The 19,803-nt window shown below is 69.9% G+C and carries 12 protein-coding genes; 4 read left to right on the top strand and 8 right to left on the bottom strand.

The features are described 5' to 3' along the window. Positions 1 to 2: 2 nt before the first annotated feature. The 4 genes from AQJ84_RS23080 to AQJ84_RS23065 are packed head-to-tail and all read right to left on the bottom strand — an operon-like array spanning position 3 to position 5,453. On the bottom strand, positions 3 to 1,727 hold the full coding sequence (locus tag AQJ84_RS23080) for an amidohydrolase (RefSeq protein WP_374935249.1): 1,725 nt from the start codon (positions 1,725 to 1,727) through the stop codon (positions 3 to 5). Then, a complete protein-coding gene (locus AQJ84_RS23075) occupies positions 1,724 to 2,722 on the bottom strand; it encodes an ABC transporter permease (protein ID WP_053190958.1) in 999 nt (332 codons plus the stop codon). Before AQJ84_RS23075 ends, AQJ84_RS23080 begins: the two co-directional genes overlap by 4 nt. Continuing rightward, entirely contained in the window at positions 2,719 to 4,410 is a 1,692-nt protein-coding gene (locus AQJ84_RS23070; RefSeq protein ID WP_079076142.1) for a sugar ABC transporter ATP-binding protein, read from the bottom strand. The genes AQJ84_RS23075 and AQJ84_RS23070 overlap by 4 nt, the downstream gene beginning before the upstream one ends. Before the next feature lie 8 nt (positions 4,411 to 4,418). After that, a complete protein-coding gene (locus AQJ84_RS23065) occupies positions 4,419 to 5,453 on the bottom strand; it encodes a sugar ABC transporter substrate-binding protein (RefSeq protein WP_030043411.1) in 1,035 nt (344 codons plus the stop codon). Positions 5,454 to 5,690: 237 nt separating this feature from the next. Between AQJ84_RS23065 and AQJ84_RS23060 the strand changes: the two genes are divergently transcribed. Both AQJ84_RS23060 and AQJ84_RS23055 read left to right on the top strand, forming a co-directional pair. After that, positions 5,691 to 6,728, top strand: a complete 1,038-nt coding sequence (locus AQJ84_RS23060; protein WP_053193036.1) for a helix-turn-helix transcriptional regulator — start codon at positions 5,691 to 5,693, stop codon at positions 6,726 to 6,728. A 209-nt stretch (positions 6,729 to 6,937) separates the two neighbouring features. After that, a complete protein-coding gene (locus tag AQJ84_RS23055; protein ID WP_030043414.1) occupies positions 6,938 to 8,059 on the top strand; it encodes a PP2C family protein-serine/threonine phosphatase in 1,122 nt (373 codons plus the stop codon). 16 nt (positions 8,060 to 8,075) lie between these two features. Here AQJ84_RS23055 and AQJ84_RS23050 read toward each other — a convergent pair whose 3' ends face one another. Further along, entirely contained in the window at positions 8,076 to 8,549 is a 474-nt protein-coding gene (locus AQJ84_RS23050) for a DUF6194 family protein (RefSeq protein WP_037803971.1), read from the bottom strand. Positions 8,550 to 8,595: 46 nt separating this feature from the next. Between AQJ84_RS23050 and AQJ84_RS23045 the strand changes: the two genes are divergently transcribed. After that, positions 8,596 to 9,381, top strand: coding sequence for a MerR family transcriptional regulator (locus tag AQJ84_RS23045; RefSeq protein WP_053193038.1), 786 nt, complete (start codon positions 8,596 to 8,598; stop codon positions 9,379 to 9,381). Between the two features lie 43 nt (positions 9,382 to 9,424). Here AQJ84_RS23045 and AQJ84_RS23040 read toward each other — a convergent pair whose 3' ends face one another. The 3 genes from AQJ84_RS23040 to AQJ84_RS23030 all read right to left on the bottom strand — a co-directional run bounded on the left by AQJ84_RS23040 (position 9,425) and on the right by AQJ84_RS23030 (position 12,920). Then, a complete protein-coding gene (locus tag AQJ84_RS23040) occupies positions 9,425 to 9,766 on the bottom strand; it encodes an HAD family hydrolase (protein ID WP_374935441.1) in 342 nt (113 codons plus the stop codon). Between the two features lie 183 nt (positions 9,767 to 9,949). Further along, positions 9,950 to 11,437 carry a PucR family transcriptional regulator gene (locus tag AQJ84_RS23035; protein ID WP_030043417.1) on the bottom strand — a complete coding sequence of 496 codons (1,488 nt, stop codon included), beginning with the start codon at positions 11,435 to 11,437 and terminating at the stop codon, positions 9,950 to 9,952. 226 nt (positions 11,438 to 11,663) lie between these two features. Further along, entirely contained in the window at positions 11,664 to 12,920 is a 1,257-nt protein-coding gene (locus AQJ84_RS23030; protein WP_030043418.1) for a phospholipase D-like domain-containing protein, read from the bottom strand. A gap of 492 nt (positions 12,921 to 13,412) precedes the next feature. Here AQJ84_RS23030 and AQJ84_RS23025 point away from each other — a divergent pair, with 492 nt between their 5' ends. Further along, complete coding sequence (locus tag AQJ84_RS23025; protein WP_128092344.1) at positions 13,413 to 19,790, top strand: RHS repeat-associated core domain-containing protein; 6,378 nt, start codon at positions 13,413 to 13,415, stop codon at positions 19,788 to 19,790. The last annotated feature ends 13 nt before the right edge of the window (positions 19,791 to 19,803 follow it).

The raw sequence follows: 19,803 nt of genomic DNA, 5'->3' as shown, positions 1-19,803 counted from the left end.
CCTCAGCGCTCGTGGACGACGCGCCCGTCGAACACCGTGAGATCGACCTCGGCGTCCGTGATCGCGTGCGGGTCCAGGTCCAGCAGCGGGCGGTCCAGCACGCACAGGTCCGCGACCTTGCCGACCTCGACGGTCCCCTTCCAGTCCTCGGCGAAGTCCTGTCGGGCGGGATGGACCGTGTAGGCGCGCAGTGCCTCGGCGAGCGGCACGCACTGCTCGGGCCCGCTCGGCCGGCCACTGGCCTTCGACTCGCGCAGCATCATCGCGGCCACGCCCTGCCGCCAGTCGGGCTCGGTGATCGGCGCGTCGGAGCTGGCGCAGACCGTGACCCCGGCGTCGAGGGCGGACCGTACGGGCCACTGGTAGGCGGAGCGCTCGGCGCCGACCACCTCGTCCATCAGGTCGGAGATGGTCCACTTGATGGCCGGGTTCATGTTGACCCCGTAGCCGCGTGAGGCCAGCTTGGCGAGGCTGTCCGCGCCGACGAAGTCGCCGTGGATGACGTAGTGCCGGGCATCGGGGCGCGGCACGGCAGCGTCCGCCGCGAGGAAGGCGTCGACCACCGTGTCGATGGCCAGGTCCCCGGTGACGTGCACGCCGAGCTGGAAGCCCGCCTCGTGGGCGACACGGATCATCTCGAACAGTTCGTCGACCTGCAGCGCGGGGCTCTCGCCGTGCACGCACAGCGCGCCGTGGCCTCCGTCGGCGTACGGTTCACGCATCCACGCCGTCCGGTTGGGCGGCACCCCGTCGGCGAAGATCTTGACGCCGATGGCGTTGAGGAGGCGCGGGTCGGCGGAGGCCGGGCGGCGCAGCTCGGCCAGGCCCTTGCGCACGTCGTCGGCCGAGCCGCCCATCGGCGCGGGCAGGAGAAGGACGCTGACCCGGGCCTGGAGGTCGCCGCTCGCGGCGAGGTCGGCGTAGGCGGTCCAGTTGTCGGTGCTCAGCCCGCCGAAGAAGGACGTGGCGCCGCCCGGGCCGAGACCGGGCTCGGTGTAGCTGGTGATCCCGCGGGAGTGCAGTTCGCGTACCACGCCCTGGATGGCCTGACGCCGTTGGGCGACGGTCGGCGAGGGAAGTTCGGCCTGGACGAGCTCCTGCGCCGCCTCCCGCAGGATGCCGGTGGGCTCCCCGTCGGGGTCCGTGTCGATGACGCCCCCGGGCGGTGGCGCGCTGGCGGGGCCGATGCCGCACCGGCGCAGCGCGGCGCTGTTGACCCACACCAGGTGTGAGGAGAAGTGGGTCAGACAGACCGGGTTCTCCGGCGCCACCGCGTCCAGGTCGAGACGGTGCGGGAACCGCCGGGCGTCGGCCAGGCACTCCGCCAGATAGCCGGCGTCCCAGCCCAGCCCCACGATCCACTCGCCCGGCCGGGCCTCGCTGACCGCCCGCTCCACGGCGGTGGCGATGTCGGTGATCGAACCGACCGCCGGATGGCCGACGTCCAGGGCGAAGGGTGGCTTCGTCATGCCGTAAGCCGCCCCGTGCAGATGGGAGTCGTTGATGCCCGGCAGGACGGTCCGGCCGGCGAGTTCGACGACCCGGGTGCCCGGGCCGGCCAGGGCGCGCATCTCGGCGTCGCCGCCGACCGCGACGATGTCCCTGCCGTGCACGGCCACGCCTTCGGCCACGGTGAAGTCACCGTCCATGGTCAGGACCTGACCGCCGGTCAGGATGAGGGAGGGGGCGCTGTCGTTCACGTGGGTCCTCTCGGGGTGGGGGGTCATCGCGTCAGCCGCGGACCGAAGTAGGCGAGTGCCGCGCCCGCCACCAGGGCGGTGCCCTGGGCCATCTGCTGCCAGAACGTCGGCACGCTCAGCAGTGTCAGCCCGTTCTGCAGACAGCCGAGGAAGAGCACGCCGAGCAGCACCCCGAGGATGGAACCGGAGCCGCCGGTGAGTGCGACCCCGCCCAGGAGCACCGCGGTGAGCACGGTCAGTTCGAATCCGGCCCCCGAGGTCCCGGCGACCACGCTGTCCAGCACCGACGCCTTGATCGCCCCGGCCAGCGCCGCCGCTACGCCCGTGACGACGAACAGCGCGTACGGCGTCCGGCGGATGTTGATGCCGGAGAGGTAGGCGGCCTCCCGGTTGACGCCGATGGCGAAGACGTGCCGCCCGGACGGGGCGAGCGCCAGGAACAGCGCGCCCGCCACGAGAACGAGTGCGGCGATGAAGACCGGCGCGTCGATCCCGGCGATCCGCGATCCGCCGAGCCAGGCGAACCCGGATCCGAAGCTGCTCAGCGGCAGGGGGAAGAGCTGCTGTGCCAGTCCGCGCACCGCCGTCAGCATGCCCAGGGTCACGATGAAGGCGGACAGCCCGAAGTAGCAGCACAGGATGCCGTTCACGGCGCCCACCGCGGCACCCACGGCCAGCGCGCCGAGGACGGCGACGGCCGGCGACTGGTGCTGCTGCCCGGCGAGCCAGCCGGCCACCAGCCCGCCCAGCGCGAGGGTGGAGCCGACCGAGAGGTCAAGGTAGCCACTGATGACGAGCAGGGCCAGCGGTACGGCCACGATGGCGAGGGTGGCCGCGTCCGTGGCGATCCCGCGCAGGTTGCCGGGGTCGAGGAAACTGCCGGTGGTCAGCTGGAAGACCAGCACCATGAGGGCGAGGACGAGGAGCAGCGGGTGTCGCCGCAGGGCGTTCAGTCCGCCTCCCGCCAGGGCGCGGGGGCTCGGTGTCAGGCGGCCGGCGGGGGCGGTGGTCGCGGTGGTCATGCCGCTCCTTCCGAGGTCATGGGGGCGGAGGTCGTGGGGGCGGAGGTGGCGGGGGCGGAGGTGGCGGGGGCCGAGGTGGCGGGGGCCGAGGTGGCGGGGCCTGTGTCGTCGGCCTCGTGGACGGCCGACAGGAGGGCGGCTTCGGTGAGTTCGGCGCCGCGGAGTTCGCCGGTGATGCGGCCCCGGGAGACGATCAGGCAGCGCTGGGCGAGCGCGACGACCTCCTCCGGGTCACTGGAGGCGAACAGCACGGCCGTTCCCCGCTGGGAGGCGAGTGAGGAGACGACCTGGTAGATCTCCTGCCGGGCGCCCACGTCGACACCCTGGGTGGGCTCGTCGAGGAGCAGGACCTCGACACGGCGAGCCTGGTTGATCCACCGGCCCAGGACGAGTTTCTGCTGGTTGCCGCCGGAGAAGGCGGCCGCCGACAGCCGCGGCCGGGCGGGCCGCAGCCCGACCGCCTGGGACAGCGCGTCGAAGACCCGCCGCTCGGCGGCCAGCGCACGCACCCCGCGCCGGGCGAGCGGACGGATGCTCGGCAGCAGTGCGTTGTCCTGGGCGCTCAGGACCGGGAAAAGTCCTTGTCTGCGCCGGTCCGCCGGGACGAGGGCGATCCCCGCGGCCAGGGCGTCGGAGGGCTTGGCCGCCGTGACGGCCCGCTCCCCCACCCGCACCGATCCGCCCGAGGCACGGCGGCTGCCGAAGAGGGTCTCCAGGATGCGCGTACGACCTGAGCCGATCAGCCCGTACAGTCCGACGATCTCGCCCTCGGCGACGCTGATCTCCACGGGACCGAACCCGGGACCTCGGAACCCGTGCACCGTGAGACGGGGGGCGCGCGTGATGCCCTCCACCACGTCGTCGGCCGCCCCGTGCTCGTCGGTCCTACCGAGCTCGTCGGCCCCACCGGGCTCTTCGGCCCCGCCAGTTGTCCTGCCCGCTGCCGTGCCGTGCGCCACGGGTTCCGGTCGGCCGACGATGGCGTCGACCAACTCCCGCCGCGTGTGGCCCGCCACCGTCGAGTGGTGGGCGACCCGGCCGTCGCGCAGCACCGTCACCGCGTCCGCCAGCCGCTCCACCTCGGCCAGCAGGTGGGTGACGTACACGATGGCCAGCCCCTGGGTGCGCAGGTCTTCGACGCGTTCGGCCAGGGCGGCGCTCTCGGCGCCGGACAGAGCGGCAGTGGGTTCGTCCAGGACCAGCACCGAGGCGCTGCGGCTGAGAGCCTTGGCGATCTCCACCAACTGCCGCTGCCCCATGGGGAGATCGCCCACCCTGTCACGTGGCGAGCAGGTCGCCGCGACCCGCTCCAGCAGGCCGGCCGCCACCTCCTCCTGGGCACGGCGGTGCACGGTGCCGTACCGGGTCCACTCCTGCCCGAGGAAGATGTTCTCGGCCACGGTGAGGGAGTCGACGACGCTGAGTGTCTGGAAGATGATCGCCACGCCCGCGGCGATCGACTCGCGCGGACTCAGCCGGGTGTGGGAGCTCCCGCCCACCTCGATCGTGCCCGCGTCCGGCGGGAAGGCGCCGCCGAGGCACTTGATCAGGGTGGACTTGCCGGCACCGTTGTGGCCGAGGAGAGCGTGCACCTGACCGGCCGGGACGGTGAGATCCACGCCGTCGAGGGCTTTGACACCGCCGAAGGACTTGCTCAGCCCGCGTATCCGCAGATTCGGATCCGTCATGGCGGGCCCTAGGCGTTCTGCGCGAGCAGGTCGTCGATGCTCGCGGTGTCGCCACGCCCGACGAGCGTGATCGGTACCTGGGCGCTGGGGTTCGACTTCCCCGCGGCGACCGCGAGGGGCACGTCGACGACGGCGTTCGCGATGTCCTGCGGGGCCAGGGCGGCCGAGGCGCGGTAGAAGGTGCCCTGCTTGATGGCGAGGAGGGACGGGGCCGCTCCGTCCTGCCCACCGACGAAGGTCTTCGCGTCGGTCGCCTTCCGGCCCGTCTGCTGCAGCGCCTTGAACCCGCCGTACGCGGCGGCGTCCGTGACCCCGAGGATGAGGTTGAGGTCGGGGTGCTTGGCGAGGACGGCACGGGACTTCGACAGTCCGGTGTCGGGGTCGATGGCCTGCTCCTGGGCGACCACGTCGACGCCGGGCGCGAGCTTCGTGAAAGCGTCGATCATGCCCTTGGTGCGTTCCCGGCCGAGCTGGATCGTGCTGTCGGTGAGGAAGGCGACCTTGCCCTTTCCGCCGAGCTCCTCGTTGGCCCACTTCGCGGCGGCCTCCCCGAGCAGCGTGCCGCCCTTGAGGAAGCTGAACTGGATGTCCGCGCTCTGGTGCTCCAGCGAGCCGCCGTACGTCACCCAGATCAGCCCCGCGTCCAACGCCCTCTTGGCGATCGCCTCCGTGGCCTCGAAGACCATCGGGAACGACACGATGGCCGGGACCTTCTGCGTGACCCACGTGGTGAGGTTGGTGGCCTGGGTGTCGGCGCTGCTCGCGTCACTCGTGGTCAGCAGCGAGACGTCGCGCTTCTTCGCGGCGGCCGTGGACAGCTTCACGAGCGTCGCGTAGAGCGGGAGCTGGGTGAAGGGATAGTCCAGACCGATCTTCGTGAGGGTCCTGCGCCCTTCCGACGCGCCGGCGGCCTCAGCCGCGCTCGCGCCGTCGCCCGGTGCGGAGCAACCCGCGGCGGCCAGCGCGGTGGTGGCGGCGACGCCCGCGGAGAGAGCCAGGAACTGCCGGCGTGAGGCCGAGGAAGCGTACGGGGATCTGGTCATGGCGGGCTCTCCGTGGGGATGCGGCCCGATACGGCTGTGTCGGGCATCCGGCTGTGCCGAACAGGAAAGACCCGGGCGTCCCGCCCCGCCATCCGTAGAAATACCGACTCCCGCGGGGCCCGGCGGCGGCCGGCGGAAAGCCGGTCACGAAACGGTGAACGCCTTGTCCGGTCCACCCGGAACCCATATCGTTAGGAGTCAAACGACATCCGTGGTCGTGGGTTCCCGGAGGCCCGCATGGTCAGCCACCATCAGCTCGCGGCAGCGACCCGCATCGGCATGCTCACCCGCGAACGCGACACCGCTTCCGCCTGCGCGCAGGCTCTGCACGAACTCGGCCGCGCACTGCCCCTCGACGCGGCCACCCTGCTCACCATCGATCCGATCACCGGTACGCACCTGCAGGTCGCCGGCATCGGCTACGCCGCCCTGACGTCCGAGGCGCTGGCCGCCGAGTTCGTCTCGACCCCCTGGTACGCCAACGTCGTACGGCAGACGCTTCCGCCCTCCATCACCGAGGACGCCGAGGACGCGGCGTCCGTCGGGCAGCGCTTCCGCAACGGCTGGTTCTACGCCGAGCGGGTCCGGCCGGCCGGGTTCCGCGACGCGCTCACCGGTGCCCTGCGCCACCACGGCCGTCTGGTCGGTCTGGTCAACCTGTCCATCGAGGGATCGGGCACGTACGACACGGAGGCGCGCTGCCTGCTCGCCTCGGTCCTGCCGGCACTGGGCGCCCTGGCCGACCCGACGGCCCACACCGGCGACCTGCACGACCTTCCGGTGGACGCGGGAGCGAACCTCGTCACGGCCGAGGGCGTCATCGACCTCCCGGGCCGAAACCCCGCCGAAGTCCTCGGCGACGAGGCGTTCCGGCCTCTGGTGGAGGCGTTCGCCGGCTCGGGCGGCCTGCGCTTGCGGGTCCTGTGGCCGGTCGGCCAGGGCTGGCACCGTGTGGTGCTGCGCCGGTGCACGGCAGGCTCGCCCCTCGCGCGCAGGGCGGTACTGGTGTCCGCGGCGCCCACCCAACTGCCGTACGGCCTGAGCCCCCGCGAGCTGGAAGTACTCACCCGGGCCGCCAGGGGCCAGACCAACCAGGCCATCGCCCAGGCGCTCTTCCTGTCCCCACGGACGGTGCACAGCCATATCGAGCACCTCCTCCGCAAGACCGGCTGCGCCTCGCGCGCCGAGGCCACGGCCCTGGCCGTACGCGACGGCGTGCTGAGGCCCAGCCCTGAAGATCTGGAGCACTTCGTCGAGGGGCTGCCCGTCAGCTGAGAAGACAGGACAGGCAGGTGTGTCGGCGCGTCGGCGTGTCGGCCGGGTCCGTTCCGGTCCCCTTCCGACTGCGCCCAGGAGCCGAGTCATCTCGGCATGGCGCCCGCCTCCGCCGTCCCGCCGGGCCGACCGGGCTCGGCGGGGCGTCTGCCCCGAGCGGCGCTGCCTGCATAACGTGGGCAGAGGTCACCACCTGCCCGGGAGTCCCCATGATCGGTACCCGCCGAAAGAGGCCCACCGACGCCCTCGACGCGATCGAGCCTCCGAACAACACCGAGCTGGCCACCGGTGTGGTGTCGGTGACGGCCGTGGTGGAGATTCTCGGCGTCCTGTCCGAATCCGAAGTATGGCTACTCGGCCTCCTGATCTTCCTGCCGGGAACGGCGTCAGCGCTGTGCACCGTCCAGCAGACAAGGTTCGTCGCCGCCTGGACCACTGTGTTCGTCACCCTCACCGTCCTGCTGCGAGGCGGTGACGTGGACCGGTGGCTCGACCGTGCCCTGCTCGTGCTGCTCACCCTCACCCTGGCCGTGACCTCCGTCTACGCCTGCCACCGGCGCGTCAAGCGTGAGGGCGAGATGCTCCGCCTGCGTTCCACTGCCGCCGCCATGCAGCGGCACATCCTGCACCCCTTGCCCCTGCTCACGGACGACGTCCTGGTCAACGGCGTCTACGAACCCGTGCAGGAGGACAGGCTCGTCGGCGGCGACATCTACGAGGTCGTCGCCTCGCCCTGGGGGACGCGGGTGCTCATCGGTGACGTACAGGGCAAGGGACTGGCCGCCGTGGGCGCCGCGTTCGCCGTCATCGGTGCCTTCCGTGAGGCGGCCCACCGCGAGCCCACGCTCACCGCGCTCGTCGACGTCCTGGACGACTCGGTCGTCCGGCACAACACCTACGCCGAACAGAGCGGAGACGACGAGCGTTTCGTCACGGCGCTGGTCATCTCCGTCGACCCCGGCGCCGAGGCACAGGTCGTCAACTGCGGGCACATCCCGCCGCGGTTGCTGCACGACGGCATCGTCACCACGCTCTCGCTGGACTCCGGCGTCCCGCTCGGTCTCGCCGAACTGGCTTCGGAGCCGACCACCGTGGGCTGGTTCACGTTCCCGGCGGACTCGACGCTGCTGCTGACCACCGACGGCCTCACCGAGACCCGGGCCGCCGATGGCACGTTCTACCCGGTCGACGATCGGCTTGCGAAGTACCTCAACCTGTCCCCCACCGAACTGCCACCCGCACTGTACGAGGACTCCCGCGTCTTCGTGGGCGACCGCGGCCAACACGACGACGTGGCCATCCTGACCGTCCGCCGTTCACCCAGCCGCTGAGCACGCCCCCGCAGCCCTACCCCGTCGGCCTTCCCGGTTCGTGTCGACGGTCGAACCGGGCACGAGAGGCATCGTGGGCGTCACGCAGCAGCCGCACGACCACGTCGGTGGCGTTCTCACCGGGATTGACGACACAGACCCAGCCGAGCTCGCCGTAGACCGGGTGCGGCAGGACGGTGTCGGCGGCCGCGTGGTCGCGGCGGCGGCTGAGAAGGCGCGGTTCCTCCCCGGTGAGCTCCCGGAAGGTCGCACGGTCGACATGGATGTTCACCCGCCAGCGGCCGGGAGGATCGAGGTCGGAAGCGGTGTCGTCGGGATAGTTCCTGGTGACGATCGTCCCGTAGGGCTGGACGTTCAGCGGCATTCGGCCGTCAGGGGCGTAATAGAAGAACGCATCTCCCCATGCCAGTTCGGGGGCGTCGCTTCCCGGCCCCGGGACGACCACGAGCGCGCCGTCGAAGCCCCGTACGGTCGCGATGATCTGTTCCATACTCATGGTTCAAGCATGACCTTCAAGTGCTTATGTGGGGTTGGCGATGGACGGCACGGAGAGCGGCTCACCGCGGGCAGGGCTCCGCACAGTCGATGTCGCCAGGGAGTCGGGGTACTCGCTGCAACAGGTTCGCGACCTGGAGCGGCTCGGAGTCATTCCTCCAGCCGCTCGATCCGACAACGGATACCGCTCCTATGCGCCGATTCACGTGCAGGCCCTTCGCGCCTACCGAGGTCTCGCGGCTGCCGTCGGTCCCGTCGCGGCCAGACAGATGCTCGCGGAGCTGCGGTCCGCGACGATCGTGGAGGCGGCTTCGGCGGTGAACGCGGTCCACGTTCGGCTCGCGCGGGAACGTGAAGAGGCTCTGCGCGCCCAGCAAGCGCTGCGTGCGATTCAGTCCGAGGCGACACCCGAGAGCGAGCCCGAGCCCGAGTACGAGCCCGAGCGCGAGCCCGAGAGCGAGTGCGACGCGATGACGATCACGGAGCTCTCCCGAGCGCTTGACGTACGTCCCTCGACACTGCGGTTCTGGGAGCAGGAAGGACTCGTCCTCCCCGAGCGGGTGACCTCACTACGCGCCCGTCGCTACGGCCTCGCGGCCATCAGAGCGGCCCGAATCGTCGCGGCCCTTCGCAGCAGCGGCCACGGCATCCCGGCGGTCCGCGAGATCATGGACTCCCTGGACCGGTTCGACGGTCCGGGCGAGATCCAGCGCGTCCTGCGGCAGCGTCTTGAACAGATCGCCGCACGGAGTGTGGCTCTGCTCCAAGCGGGCGCAGACCTGGCGGCCGTGGTCGTGTCCGCCCGGGAACCACCGTCCGGCGGCTAGGTATTTCACCCCTCGACGAGGTCCGGTTGGTCGGCCAGGTCGGTCAGGTCGTCGGCGTGCAGGTCGAACCTGTCCGAGGGGGCGGGCGGGTCGCCGACCGGGCCAGCGCCGCTACGGCGTCCGGGTCGTCGACTCCGGCGGCGTCGGCGACGAGCCGGGCGGCCTCCAGGTCGAGGGCGTCGCTGGTGACGTAGGGACGTACGCCGTCGGCGATACGACGTTGCTCGCGGTCGATGTGCTGCTGCCGCAGCGCCGACAGCCGCTCGATCCCGGAGTCGCCGAGCGCAGGGTCGACTTCACGGATGCCGGCGCGGATACCGGCGGGTTCGTCGACGAGTGTGCCGAGCACGTCGAACACGACGGCGTCGATCGCCGGCTCTGGCATGAGCGAAACCTCCTGGACGATGCGTGGGGGCAGGGGGGTGGCTGTGGGCCGAACAAGGCGAGAGCGTTCCGGAATTCCCGAACCGCATCGGCCTGTGCCGTCGGAGAGGCCTTCATGTGTCCGGCTTCCAGCTGACGAACCGGCTTGTGATTGTCAGGCGGAGCCGCGAAGCCGGGCCCGCCGTCAGCCGACGAGCAGACCCGCGGCCACGTCCGAGGATGCCGAGTCGCTGAGCTCCGCCACCGCCAGCGCGTGGACCACGTCATGGATGCCCGTGCCCGTGGTCAGCAGGTCCCGCTTCAACAGACGTTCCGCGGTGCGCAGTCGTGCGCGCACCGTGTTACGGCTCAGACCGAGGCGGACGGACGTCCGCTGCGCGTCCGTGTTGGCGTCGATCCAGGCCGCCACGGTGGCGTACACCTCGCGGTACCGGGCCTCGCGGAGGGGAAGCAGAAAGATGTCCGCCCAGGATACGGCCGCATCGCTGCGCAGGAGCTCGTCCAGACTCGGTGGCACCTGCGCGACCGCGACGGCCGGGTCCGGTTCGAGGCCCGTGAGCGAAAGGGCGAGGTCGAGCGCGGCGCGCGTGCGAATGTCCCCGAGGTTGACTCGGAGCGCGGCCTCGGCCTTGCGGCAGTGCGCGGCGACGGTGGTGCGGCTGATGCTGAGCAAGCGGGCCGTGGCCGTGCGGGGGAAGGCGACGACCAGCCGCGAGACGTCCACAGTGGGCTTCGGCAGACCGCTGAGCGGCCCGGTGAGCGCGCGTGCCCAGGCCAGGCCGGCGCCTCGAGGCAGCACCTCGACCAGCGAGGACTGTCGCTGGTGGACGGCCACACGGTCCGGGGAGTTACGGGCGACAGCCAGAGCGTGCACAGCCTCCCCGTAGGCGGAACGCGTCTCGGCGAGAGGATGGGGGCGGCTGATACCGAGGGCGTATCCGGGAGTCTCGCGCACGAGCCGGCGTAGCATTTCGCCCTGTGGTGAGCGCCCGCCCGGCTCGGCGGACTCGGGGGCCAGGCAGATGAGTTGCTCGTCGAAGGCCGGGCACTGGACCATCAGCCCTCGCCCGTGGAAGCCCGAGGAGTCCAGCGACCTGACCAACCGGTCACGGTCGGCCGGGGGACAGTGCAGCAGGTGGATCCGAACCCGCTCGGCGTCCAGCAACGGCGGAACGTTACCGGTCGTCATCCTTCGCGCGAGGGTGACCTCGCCCGTCATCAGGGCGGTGAACACGGCGAAGAGCAACTGGAGAGCCTTGTCCTCGTACGCGTGCTTGCTGCTGTCGGCGGTCACCGCCCGCCCCATCAGTTCGAGGAGCCCGCCGGTCTGCGACGCCAGGGCCGCGGACTCCTTCGGCAGCGAGGTTGCGCTCAGCGTCACCAGGACCCTGCGGGGTTCATGCGGACCGAAGCCCTCCAGCCGGACCTCACGACCGTCCAAGTAGGCCGTGGAAGCCGCGAAGCGCGCTCCGGCCACCTTCGACAGAGGCTCCGCCAGCGCCGTCAGTACATGGACGGGAAACCCGGCGGTCGCCACGGCGGCGCCCGGTCCTCTCACCCACGCGATGTCAGCCCCTATCCGCGAGCCGAGCCAGGCCAGCACCTCGTCCGGGCACGCCTGACGCCGCACCGCCCGCAGAAGTTCCTCAAGGTCCTCCCGTCCCCCTACCATCCGCACAGCCCGTCCTCACCCCTCCGGCCCGCCCACCCCTTGCTCGCCCGAACTTTACGACACCTTTACAAGACGTATGGGTGCGGGATACCGGCTGCGCGGATTCAGGGTGCGCGAAGGGGTGGTCGGAGGGCTTGCGCTCCCCGGCACGGAATCGGCTTTGCTCGGGCGCCTCGGCGGCCTGCCCGCACCATGGCGAGGCAGACCGCCATCTCGGCACCGCCCGTCACACGCCCTTGCAGGCCGGCGTGTCGTCGGCGGTGCCCGGGACCGCCGCGGCCGTCACCGCGGTGAAGTTGGCGACGTACCGGTCGTGGACGGTGGTGCTGTCGATCTTCAGCAGCGCCTCGTCGTTCTCCCGCAGGGCCGGGCCCGAGTAGTTGTGACTCCCCGTCCACACCAGCTTGTTGACCGCACCGGCGTACTTGCCGTCGATCAGCAGGTACTTCGAGTGCACCGTGGAGTTCGTGGTCGTGGAGTCGCCGTCCTCGTCGTGGTTGTAGCAGCGGACGGCGGGCCCTCCGGCCGTGTGCAGGGTGTCCCAGGTTCCGGGGCTGCCGGTGCCCTCGGCGCTGGACGACTCCGCGTAGACGATCTCGACGTCACAGCCGGCCTTCTTCAAGGCAACGAGCTTCTCGGCGACGCCCTTCCGCGTGATCTTCAGCACCGCTACCCGGACCTTGCTGCGCAGGGTCGTGGATCCCTCGGTCCAGGTGCAGGTCACGTCGTCGAGGATGTTCCAGATGGTGTCGGAGCTGTTCCCCGTGCCCGGTACGTAGGGATAGAAGTACACCTTGTACGGGGAGAACGTGGCCGTCGTGTACGCCCACGAGTCCCAGTCCTGGGACGCGAGCTTGCCGAAGTAGGACCGGTAGGCGGTGTAGATGCCGGTGTTCTGCAGGAGCACGGCGTCGTTGGGCATACGGCTGTACTGGGAGGGCGTCAGGTTCGACGAGGTCTGGACGACCAGGTTCGACGCACCGTCGACCTGGGAGAACAGGAAGAACTTGTTGTGGTTGATGGACGCGCCGTTGGCGGGGTCGCCCAGGCAGGCCCGTCCCTGCGGGCACAGACCGACGAATGAGCTCTGCGCACGGTCGGTGCCCAGGGCGTCCCGCAGGATCCCGTAGGACGGGTTCGACGGGTTGCTGCTGACACTGGTGGAGTCCAGCAGCACCCGCACATTGACCCCGCGCTCGGTGTGCGCTGTGGCGAGGGCACGGGCCGTCGTCTCGTCCCACATGTGGTAGAGCGCGACGGTTATCTCGGAGCCCGTCGCGGCCGAGTTGATGAGGCTCTGGAGCTGGAGACGTATCGCCTGCTGCTCCTGGGTGGTGCCGGCCGGGTCGTTGAAGACGGTGCTGATCTCGGGCAGCGCGGCGGCCGCCTCGGGCGCATTCACCGTCTGCAGGCCCGTCGCCAACAACAGGGCGCTGAGGACGGTGGCGGACTTGCGTGATCTGAAGCGTGACGCGACGAGCATGGCTTCCCCTCCCCGCCAGAAGTCGGTGCGCGGGCGGCCGTTGACCGGTACCGCCCGCGCGTCCTGGAGTTCTGGCGTTTCACTGATCTCTGACGTAACCGCTGGATCTTGTCAGACGCGAATCCTGAAAAGCAGGGGTGAGAAGGGGGATCGAGGTCCACCGGCTCCGCCGACGCCGGAGGACTCGCGTGAACTGTGCCGTTTGACCCACCTCTGCACCCGCGGAACTGGTCATCGTGCACAGTCCACCGCTGAATCTGGTCACCGTGCACCGTGGCCGGACGATAGGCCTCCCCTTAGCGTGCGCATGACGGGCAGGCAGTTCAGTGCCCTGTTCCGGTCGTTGCGGCCGCCTCCGGACAGGTTTCCCCGTCTGTCGGCGTCGCGCAGTCGTTCCTCATCTCCGGGTTGGCGCACGGCACGGCCGCCCGGGGACGACGACCGGTGAATGGTGGTGCCGGGTATATGTCGTTGATGTGAGATAGGAACCTCGTGAGACGTTTTCGTTCGCGAACTCTCGCCGCGCTGGTCAGCAAGGGACTGCTGGCCGGATTGCTCTCGGTGGTGGTGTTCGCGCCCAGTGCGGCCGTAGCGCTGCCGGACGGCAGGAAACCGAGCGTGCCGTCAGGCGCACTGGACTCCCCCGTGCCACAGCCGGCGGAACCCACCATGACCGAGGCGCCGAAGGTGACTTGGCCCAAGGCGGGTCGGAAGACCATCGACCTCGGCGAGGCGCCGGCCGCGCGGCGTGCCGCGCGGCCGGTCGCCGGCGAGGTGTCCGCCGTGTCGGTCCGCGAGACCCGCGCCGGGAACCGGTCGGCGGGCGGGGCGCCCGGCAAGGTGGACGTCGAAGTCCTCGGCCGGAAGAAGGCCGAGGCGGCCGGCGGCATCGGCCTGGCACTGAGGGTGGCCCGAAAGGACGGAGGGGAAACCTCCGGCAAGGTCGACGTCTCCATCGACTACTCCGGCTTCGCCCACGCCTACGGTGGTGACTTCGCGGGCCGGCTGCGCCTGTTGAAGCTGCCCGCCTGCGCCGCCACCACGCCGGAGCTGGAGCGCTGCCGTGACGGCAAGTACGTCGCAGCGGTCAACGACACCCAAGCCAGGACGCTGACCGCGACCGTGGTGGCGGCCCCCCAGGTGGAGCAGATCTCCGGGATGGCGGCCCTGTCCGAGCCCGCGGTCTACGCGGTCACGTCCGGCTCCTCGTCCGACGACGGCGACTACCGGGCCAGCTCACTGTCACCCACCGGCAAGTGGGACGTGTCGCTCGGCTCGGGCGCGTTCACGTACTCGGTGCCGGTCGAGGTGCCGGAGCCGCCGATGGGCGAGGCTCCCTCGCTGTCGCTGAACTACAACTCGCAGTCGATCGACGGTCGTACCTCCGCGTCGAACAACCAGGCTTCGTGGACCGGCATGGGCTGGGACCTGAACGCGGGCGGTTTCATCGAGCGGCAGTACAAGAACTGCACCCTGGACGGCCACCCGGCCTTCGGTGACCTGTGCTGGGACTCGCCCAACTCCTCCGCCGAGCCCTCGGGTGCCGTCTACGTCATCAATCTGGACGGGCTCTCCTCGGAGCTGGTGCAGGACAAGACCGGCGACGGCTCCTACCACGTCAAGGACGACCCGGGCTGGCGCGTGCAGCGGCTCACCCACGACGCCGACGACTGGTCCAAGGACTACTGGGTCGTCTCCCATCAGAACGGCACCCGTTACTACTTCGGCTGGGGCACTTCCCAGCGCACCGGCGCCGCGACCAACTCGACCCTGCGCGTGCCCGTGATCGGGGACGACACGGGTGAGCCCTGTCACGGGCAGTACCCCGAGCCGTGCCAGCAGACCTGGCGGTGGGGCCTGGACCGTGTGGTGACGGCCAACGAGATGGAGAACGCCTACTTCTACGAGAAGGACAAGAACCACTACCGTTCGGTCGCCGCGGCCGACAAGGCCCGTTCCTACGACAGCGCCGGCTACCTGAAGCGGATCGAGTACGGCTGGTCCTCGCAGATCGCGGGGGCGCAACTGCCGGCGAAGGTGGAGTTCGAGACTCTCAACCGGTGTGTGGAGCGGATGGAGGAGAAGGACCCGCTCGACAACACCACCCCCGACTGTCCGACCATCGACGCCAAGCCGGCGTCGTACCCGGACGTGCCGGTGGATTTGATCTGCGACGGGCCCGAGGACGGCGAGTCCTGCGTGGGCAAGACGTACTACCCGACCTTCTTCCAGCGGAAGCTGCTGTGGGACATCAAGACCTATGTGCGCGACAACGACGCCGCGGACTGGGACCTGGTCACGCAGTACCAGATGAAGTACGCGCTGGTGAACCCGTCGGGCACGGTAGGCGGGCAGTTGTGGCTGGACTACGTCCAGCGCCGCGGCTACTCGGGCACCGACGTCACGCTCCCCACACTCAACTTCAACGGGGAGTGGCAGGACAACAAGGTCGGCGACGGCGAGCTGCACTTCCGTCGTATCAACAAGGTGTTCACCGACACCGGTTCGACGATCACCGCGACCTACGGGCACGCCACGGACAACGACGGCGCTGTCTCCCGCCAGTGCGACGAGAACAACCTGCCCTCTCAGTCGGACAACGCCTTCGAGTGCTTCTGGCAGAAGTGGACACCGGAGGGCACCGAGACGGAGAAGACAGGCTGGTTCAAGAAGTTCGTCGTCACCAAGGTCGTCGTCGACCCCGGGGACCTCACCGATGGCAACCCGTCGATGACCACGACCTACCAGTACGACGGCGCGCCCGGCTGGCGCTTCACCGCCGACCCGCTGGTCAAGGACGAGGACGAGAGCTGGTCCGAATGGCGCGGCTACGGCCGGGTCCTGGTCACCACCGGCGCCGGCGCCAACAAGCACTCCACCTACCACTGGCTCTATCGCGGACTCGACGGCGACCGCACCTCCAAGACCGACGCCTCGCAGACCCGTTCGGTGAACATCACCGATTCGGAGGACGTGAAGTGGAAGGACTCCGCCTGGCTCGCCGGGAAGACCCTGGAGACCTCCGCCCGCGACCACGAGGGCAAGTCGCAGCAGCGGCAGTGGCACAAGTACTGGGTACACACCACCGCCCAGTACACCGGCCTGCCCGACGCGCGATTCGTCCGTGAGTCTGAGGTGCGCATCCTGGAGAAGGTCCACACCTCGACCGACTCCGACACCGCCACCTGGCGCGAGCAGGTGACCCAGTACGAGTACGAGGACACCGAATCCGCCAGCAGCACCTTCGGTCTGCCGCTGCGCACCGACGAGTGGGGTCAGACCGGGGTCTCCGACAACCACTGCACCGAGTACGGCCGCGCGTACAACACCAGCACCCTCGACGCGACCGGCACGCAGCGCTGGATGGTCTTCCCGGACGACGAGCGGCACTACACCGTCTCCTGCACCACCCAGGCGGAGGACCAGGCAAGCGGCCAGGACACCCTGCACCAGGACCGGCGCAAGGTGACCTTCTACGACGGCGCGGGCTCCTTCTCCGAGAACGACACCAAGCTCAGCGACGGCAACGCGACCCAGATCCGCACCTACACCGACGCCACCACCTACCGCGGCACGCGGGCCGAGTACGACGGGGCCGGACGTACCGTCAAGGCGTGGGACGGCAAGAACAACCTGACGACGACCACCTACACCCCGGCCACCTCGTGGCCGCTCGACGGCGTGGCGACGACCACCCCCGACCCGGACGGGACGGGCGGCGCCGACCCCACGACCACGACGGAGTACATATCCCGGCACTTCGGCCAGCCGTGGAAGGTCGTCGACGTCAACGGCCGCACCAGCCGCGTCGTGTACGACGCCGTCGGCCGCATCTCACAGGTCTTCAAGCCGACCGAGGCGGCCAACTACCCTGACGGCAACCCGTCGATGCGGTTCGCCTACAACATCCCGACGGCGGCCTCCGCGACCGGGGTACCGGATGTGGCGACCGGCGCGGCGACGAGGGCGACCTCCGAAACCCTCCAGTCCGGCTCGTCGTACATCAAGTCGGTCGGCTACTACGACGGGCTGGGCCGGGCCCGCGAGACACAGACGCCGGCCCCGTCGGGGACCGGCCGACTGGTCACCGTCACCCGCTACGACTCGTCCGGGAACGTCGCGGGCACGTCCTCGGCGTTCCACAACTCCGGCGCCGTCGAATCCGGCCTGGTGAACCCGGCCCTCGCCGACATCCCGTCCTACACCGACGTGGTGGCCGACTGGGCCGGGCGCACGACCCTGTCGCAGGTCCAGGTGAAGGGGGTGCCCCAGGAGGCCGGGAAGAACGTCACCCGCTACCTGGGTGCCGACCTGGTGACCGAGTTCCCGCCGGTGGGCGGCTCCTCCGACACCTACACCGATGTCTACGGGCAGAAGGCACGCCTGGTGGAGCACATCGGTGCCGAATCACTGACGACTCGCTACGAGTACACCCGCAGCGGTCAGCTCAAGTACATCCACGACTCGCGGGAGAACACCACCCACTACACCTACAACTGGGCCGGTGAGCGCGTCGGCGCGGCCGACCCGGACGCGGGCGGCTCCACGGCCGCGTACGACGACAACGGCAACCTGAGCGTCACGACGGACGGGGAAGGAAGGGTCCTCACCCGGGAGTACGACACGCTCAACCGGCTGAAGAGGACGCTCGAGGGGAGCACGGTGGTCGAGGCCCTGGGCTACGACTCCGCCACGGGAGGCAAGGGCCTCCTCGCCTCCTCCACCACCTACTCGGCCGGCAAGGCGTACGTCTCCAAGGTCAACTCCTATGACGCGAGGGGAAGGATCACCTCCAAGTCGGTGACCGTGCCGGACGACGGATCCGGACTGAACGGCACCTACACCTTCGGCTACGGCTACGACGCCGCCGACCACCTGACCTCCGTCTCGCACCCGGCCGTCGGCGGACTCCCCGCCGAGACAGTCACCACGGGCTACACCGGGCAGGGCCGCATCACGTCGCTCACCAGCGGCCTCGGCACCTACCTGGCGGGGACCGCTTACGACGACCACGGCCGGGTCACCTCCCGATCACTGGGGACGGCCGGCAGTGGCACCTCCGTGACCCGGGCGTACGCGTACGACGACGCCAACGGCAGCGGCTGGCTCAGGAACATCACCACGAGCACCCTGACGGCGGGCGCCACCGCGAAGGTGCAGGACGACACCCTCAGCCGCGACAATTCCGGACAGGTCACGGCCGCACGGGAGAACGTCGCCGGTCAGCAGGAGTGCTTCCGCTACGACGACCTCAACCGTCTGACGGACGCCTGGACCACCGGGTCGACCACCTGCGCCGCCACCCCGGCTTCGGACTTCACGGGTCCGGATCCCTATCAGGTGAAGCACGCCTACGACCGGCTGGGCAACCTCCAGTCCGTCACCGAGACCACCGGCTCCGGGAGCTCCACGAAGGACTACACCTACCCCGGCTACAGCGCGGACGAGCAGACGTACACCCCGGACCAGCCCCGGCCGCACGCCGTCGGCAAGGCCGGCGACGACAGCTTCTCCTACAACGACGCCGGTCAGATGACGAGCCGGACCGTCGACGGCGTCTCCTCCGTCCTGGAGTGGAACGGCCAGAACAGGATCAGCAGGATCACCCAGGACAAGGAGACCGGCGACGAGGTCTCGACGTACGTCTACGACGCCGACGGCAATGTCCTGCTGCGGACCACGCCGACGGAGAACGTGCTCTATCTCGACGGGCACGAGCTGCACCGGGCACAGGGTGGGACGCCGAAGGCGACCCGGCTGTACACGGCGGACGGTACCTCGGTCGCCATGCGCGTCGCGGACGGTTCGGCGAACGGGACCCTGACCTGGCTGCTGGGCGACACCCAGGCCTCCACCAGCCTGCTGATCACCATGGCCGGGGTGGTCACCCGCCGCCGCTACAAGCCCTTCGGCGAGGACCGAAGTGACAGCAGCGTCCTGCCGTCCAGTACGGACCGGGGCTTCCTCGGCAAGCCCGAGGACGAGGGCACCGGGCTGTCGCTCCTGGGCGCCCGGATGTACGACGCGTCACTGGGCCGGTTCCTCAGCTCCGACGAGATGGCGGACCCGTACAACCCGCAGGGTCTGAGCGCGTACACCTACTCGCTCAACAACCCGGTGAACTACACGGACGCGACGGGTCTCTCCTCGAAGGCCTCCGACGCCGTCAAGCGGGCCGCCCGTGCCATTGCCAACAGAGCCAAGAAGGCCGCGGTGCGCGTTTCCGCGTACCGCAGGTACGTGGCCGCGCGCGACCGCGCGAGCGCGATCAGCAGCAGGGTGCCCATCAACGTGGGGCCCTACGAGATCGTCGCCATTTTCGCCACCGGAGGCCCCCCGAAGCTGCGGATCAGCAGCGACAGCGCCCTCGTCGAGGACCTGCGCTACGAGGACCACTTCAGGAAGTTCCGCCGGATCATCGAGAAGCTGGTCAGGGACAAGGGCATGGGCGCGGCCGGTGTGTCCGGCCACTACCACAAGAAACACTCCAAGCGCACTGACATCGAGAAGGCGTGGGAGGGCCTCACCGACCTGACGGGATACCTGACCGCGGGCATCTACGGAGGTCGGCCGTCCAGCTTTGCCCTCGGCTCCTACAGCCTCGACTACAAGGTGCTGGGACTGAGCTGCTACAGGACCACGTCGGAATGGGACAACGGCGGCACGAAGGCCTCGGTCGAGGTGACCGTGACCAACCCGATGACGATCGAGTCGGCGACCCGGTCCCTGTCCGACGCCGGTTACGAGAAGGGTGAGAGCAACTCCGTGATGAAGGGCTTGTCGGACGCCGTGAAGAAGGTCTTCCCCGACGGACAGCAGCCCATCGACATCGTGATGACGTGGACGGAGGAGGTGTACGTACGTGACTGACATCGCCGCCGTC

This window comes from Streptomyces resistomycificus (assembly GCF_001514265.1).
Lineage (GTDB): Bacteria > Actinomycetota > Actinomycetes > Streptomycetales > Streptomycetaceae > Streptomyces > Streptomyces resistomycificus.
This window is presented reverse-complemented; position numbering and strand designations above follow the sequence as displayed.

Coding starts and splice junctions, on each gene's coding strand:
- AQJ84_RS23035 (WP_030043417.1), bottom strand. CDS start 11,437: ATGGTAGGGGGACGGGAGGACCTTGAGGAACTTCTGCGGGCGGTGCGG.
- AQJ84_RS23030 (WP_030043418.1), bottom strand. CDS start 12,920: ATGCTCGTCGCGTCACGCTTCAGATCACGCAAGTCCGCCACCGTCCTC.
- AQJ84_RS23050 (WP_037803971.1), bottom strand. CDS start 8,549: ATGGAACAGATCATCGCGACCGTACGGGGCTTCGACGGCGCGCTCGTG.
- AQJ84_RS23080 (WP_374935249.1), bottom strand. CDS start 1,727: ATGACCCCCCACCCCGAGAGGACCCACGTGAACGACAGCGCCCCCTCC.
- AQJ84_RS23040 (WP_374935441.1), bottom strand. CDS start 9,766: ATGCCAGAGCCGGCGATCGACGCCGTCGTGTTCGACGTGCTCGGCACA.
- AQJ84_RS23070 (WP_079076142.1), bottom strand. CDS start 4,410: ATGACGGATCCGAATCTGCGGATACGCGGGCTGAGCAAGTCCTTCGGC.
- AQJ84_RS23065 (WP_030043411.1), bottom strand. CDS start 5,453: ATGACCAGATCCCCGTACGCTTCCTCGGCCTCACGCCGGCAGTTCCTG.
- AQJ84_RS23045 (WP_053193038.1), top strand. CDS start 8,596: ATGGACGGCACGGAGAGCGGCTCACCGCGGGCAGGGCTCCGCACAGTC.
- AQJ84_RS23060 (WP_053193036.1), top strand. CDS start 5,691: ATGGTCAGCCACCATCAGCTCGCGGCAGCGACCCGCATCGGCATGCTC.
- AQJ84_RS23075 (WP_053190958.1), bottom strand. CDS start 2,722: ATGACCACCGCGACCACCGCCCCCGCCGGCCGCCTGACACCGAGCCCC.
- AQJ84_RS23055 (WP_030043414.1), top strand. CDS start 6,938: ATGATCGGTACCCGCCGAAAGAGGCCCACCGACGCCCTCGACGCGATC.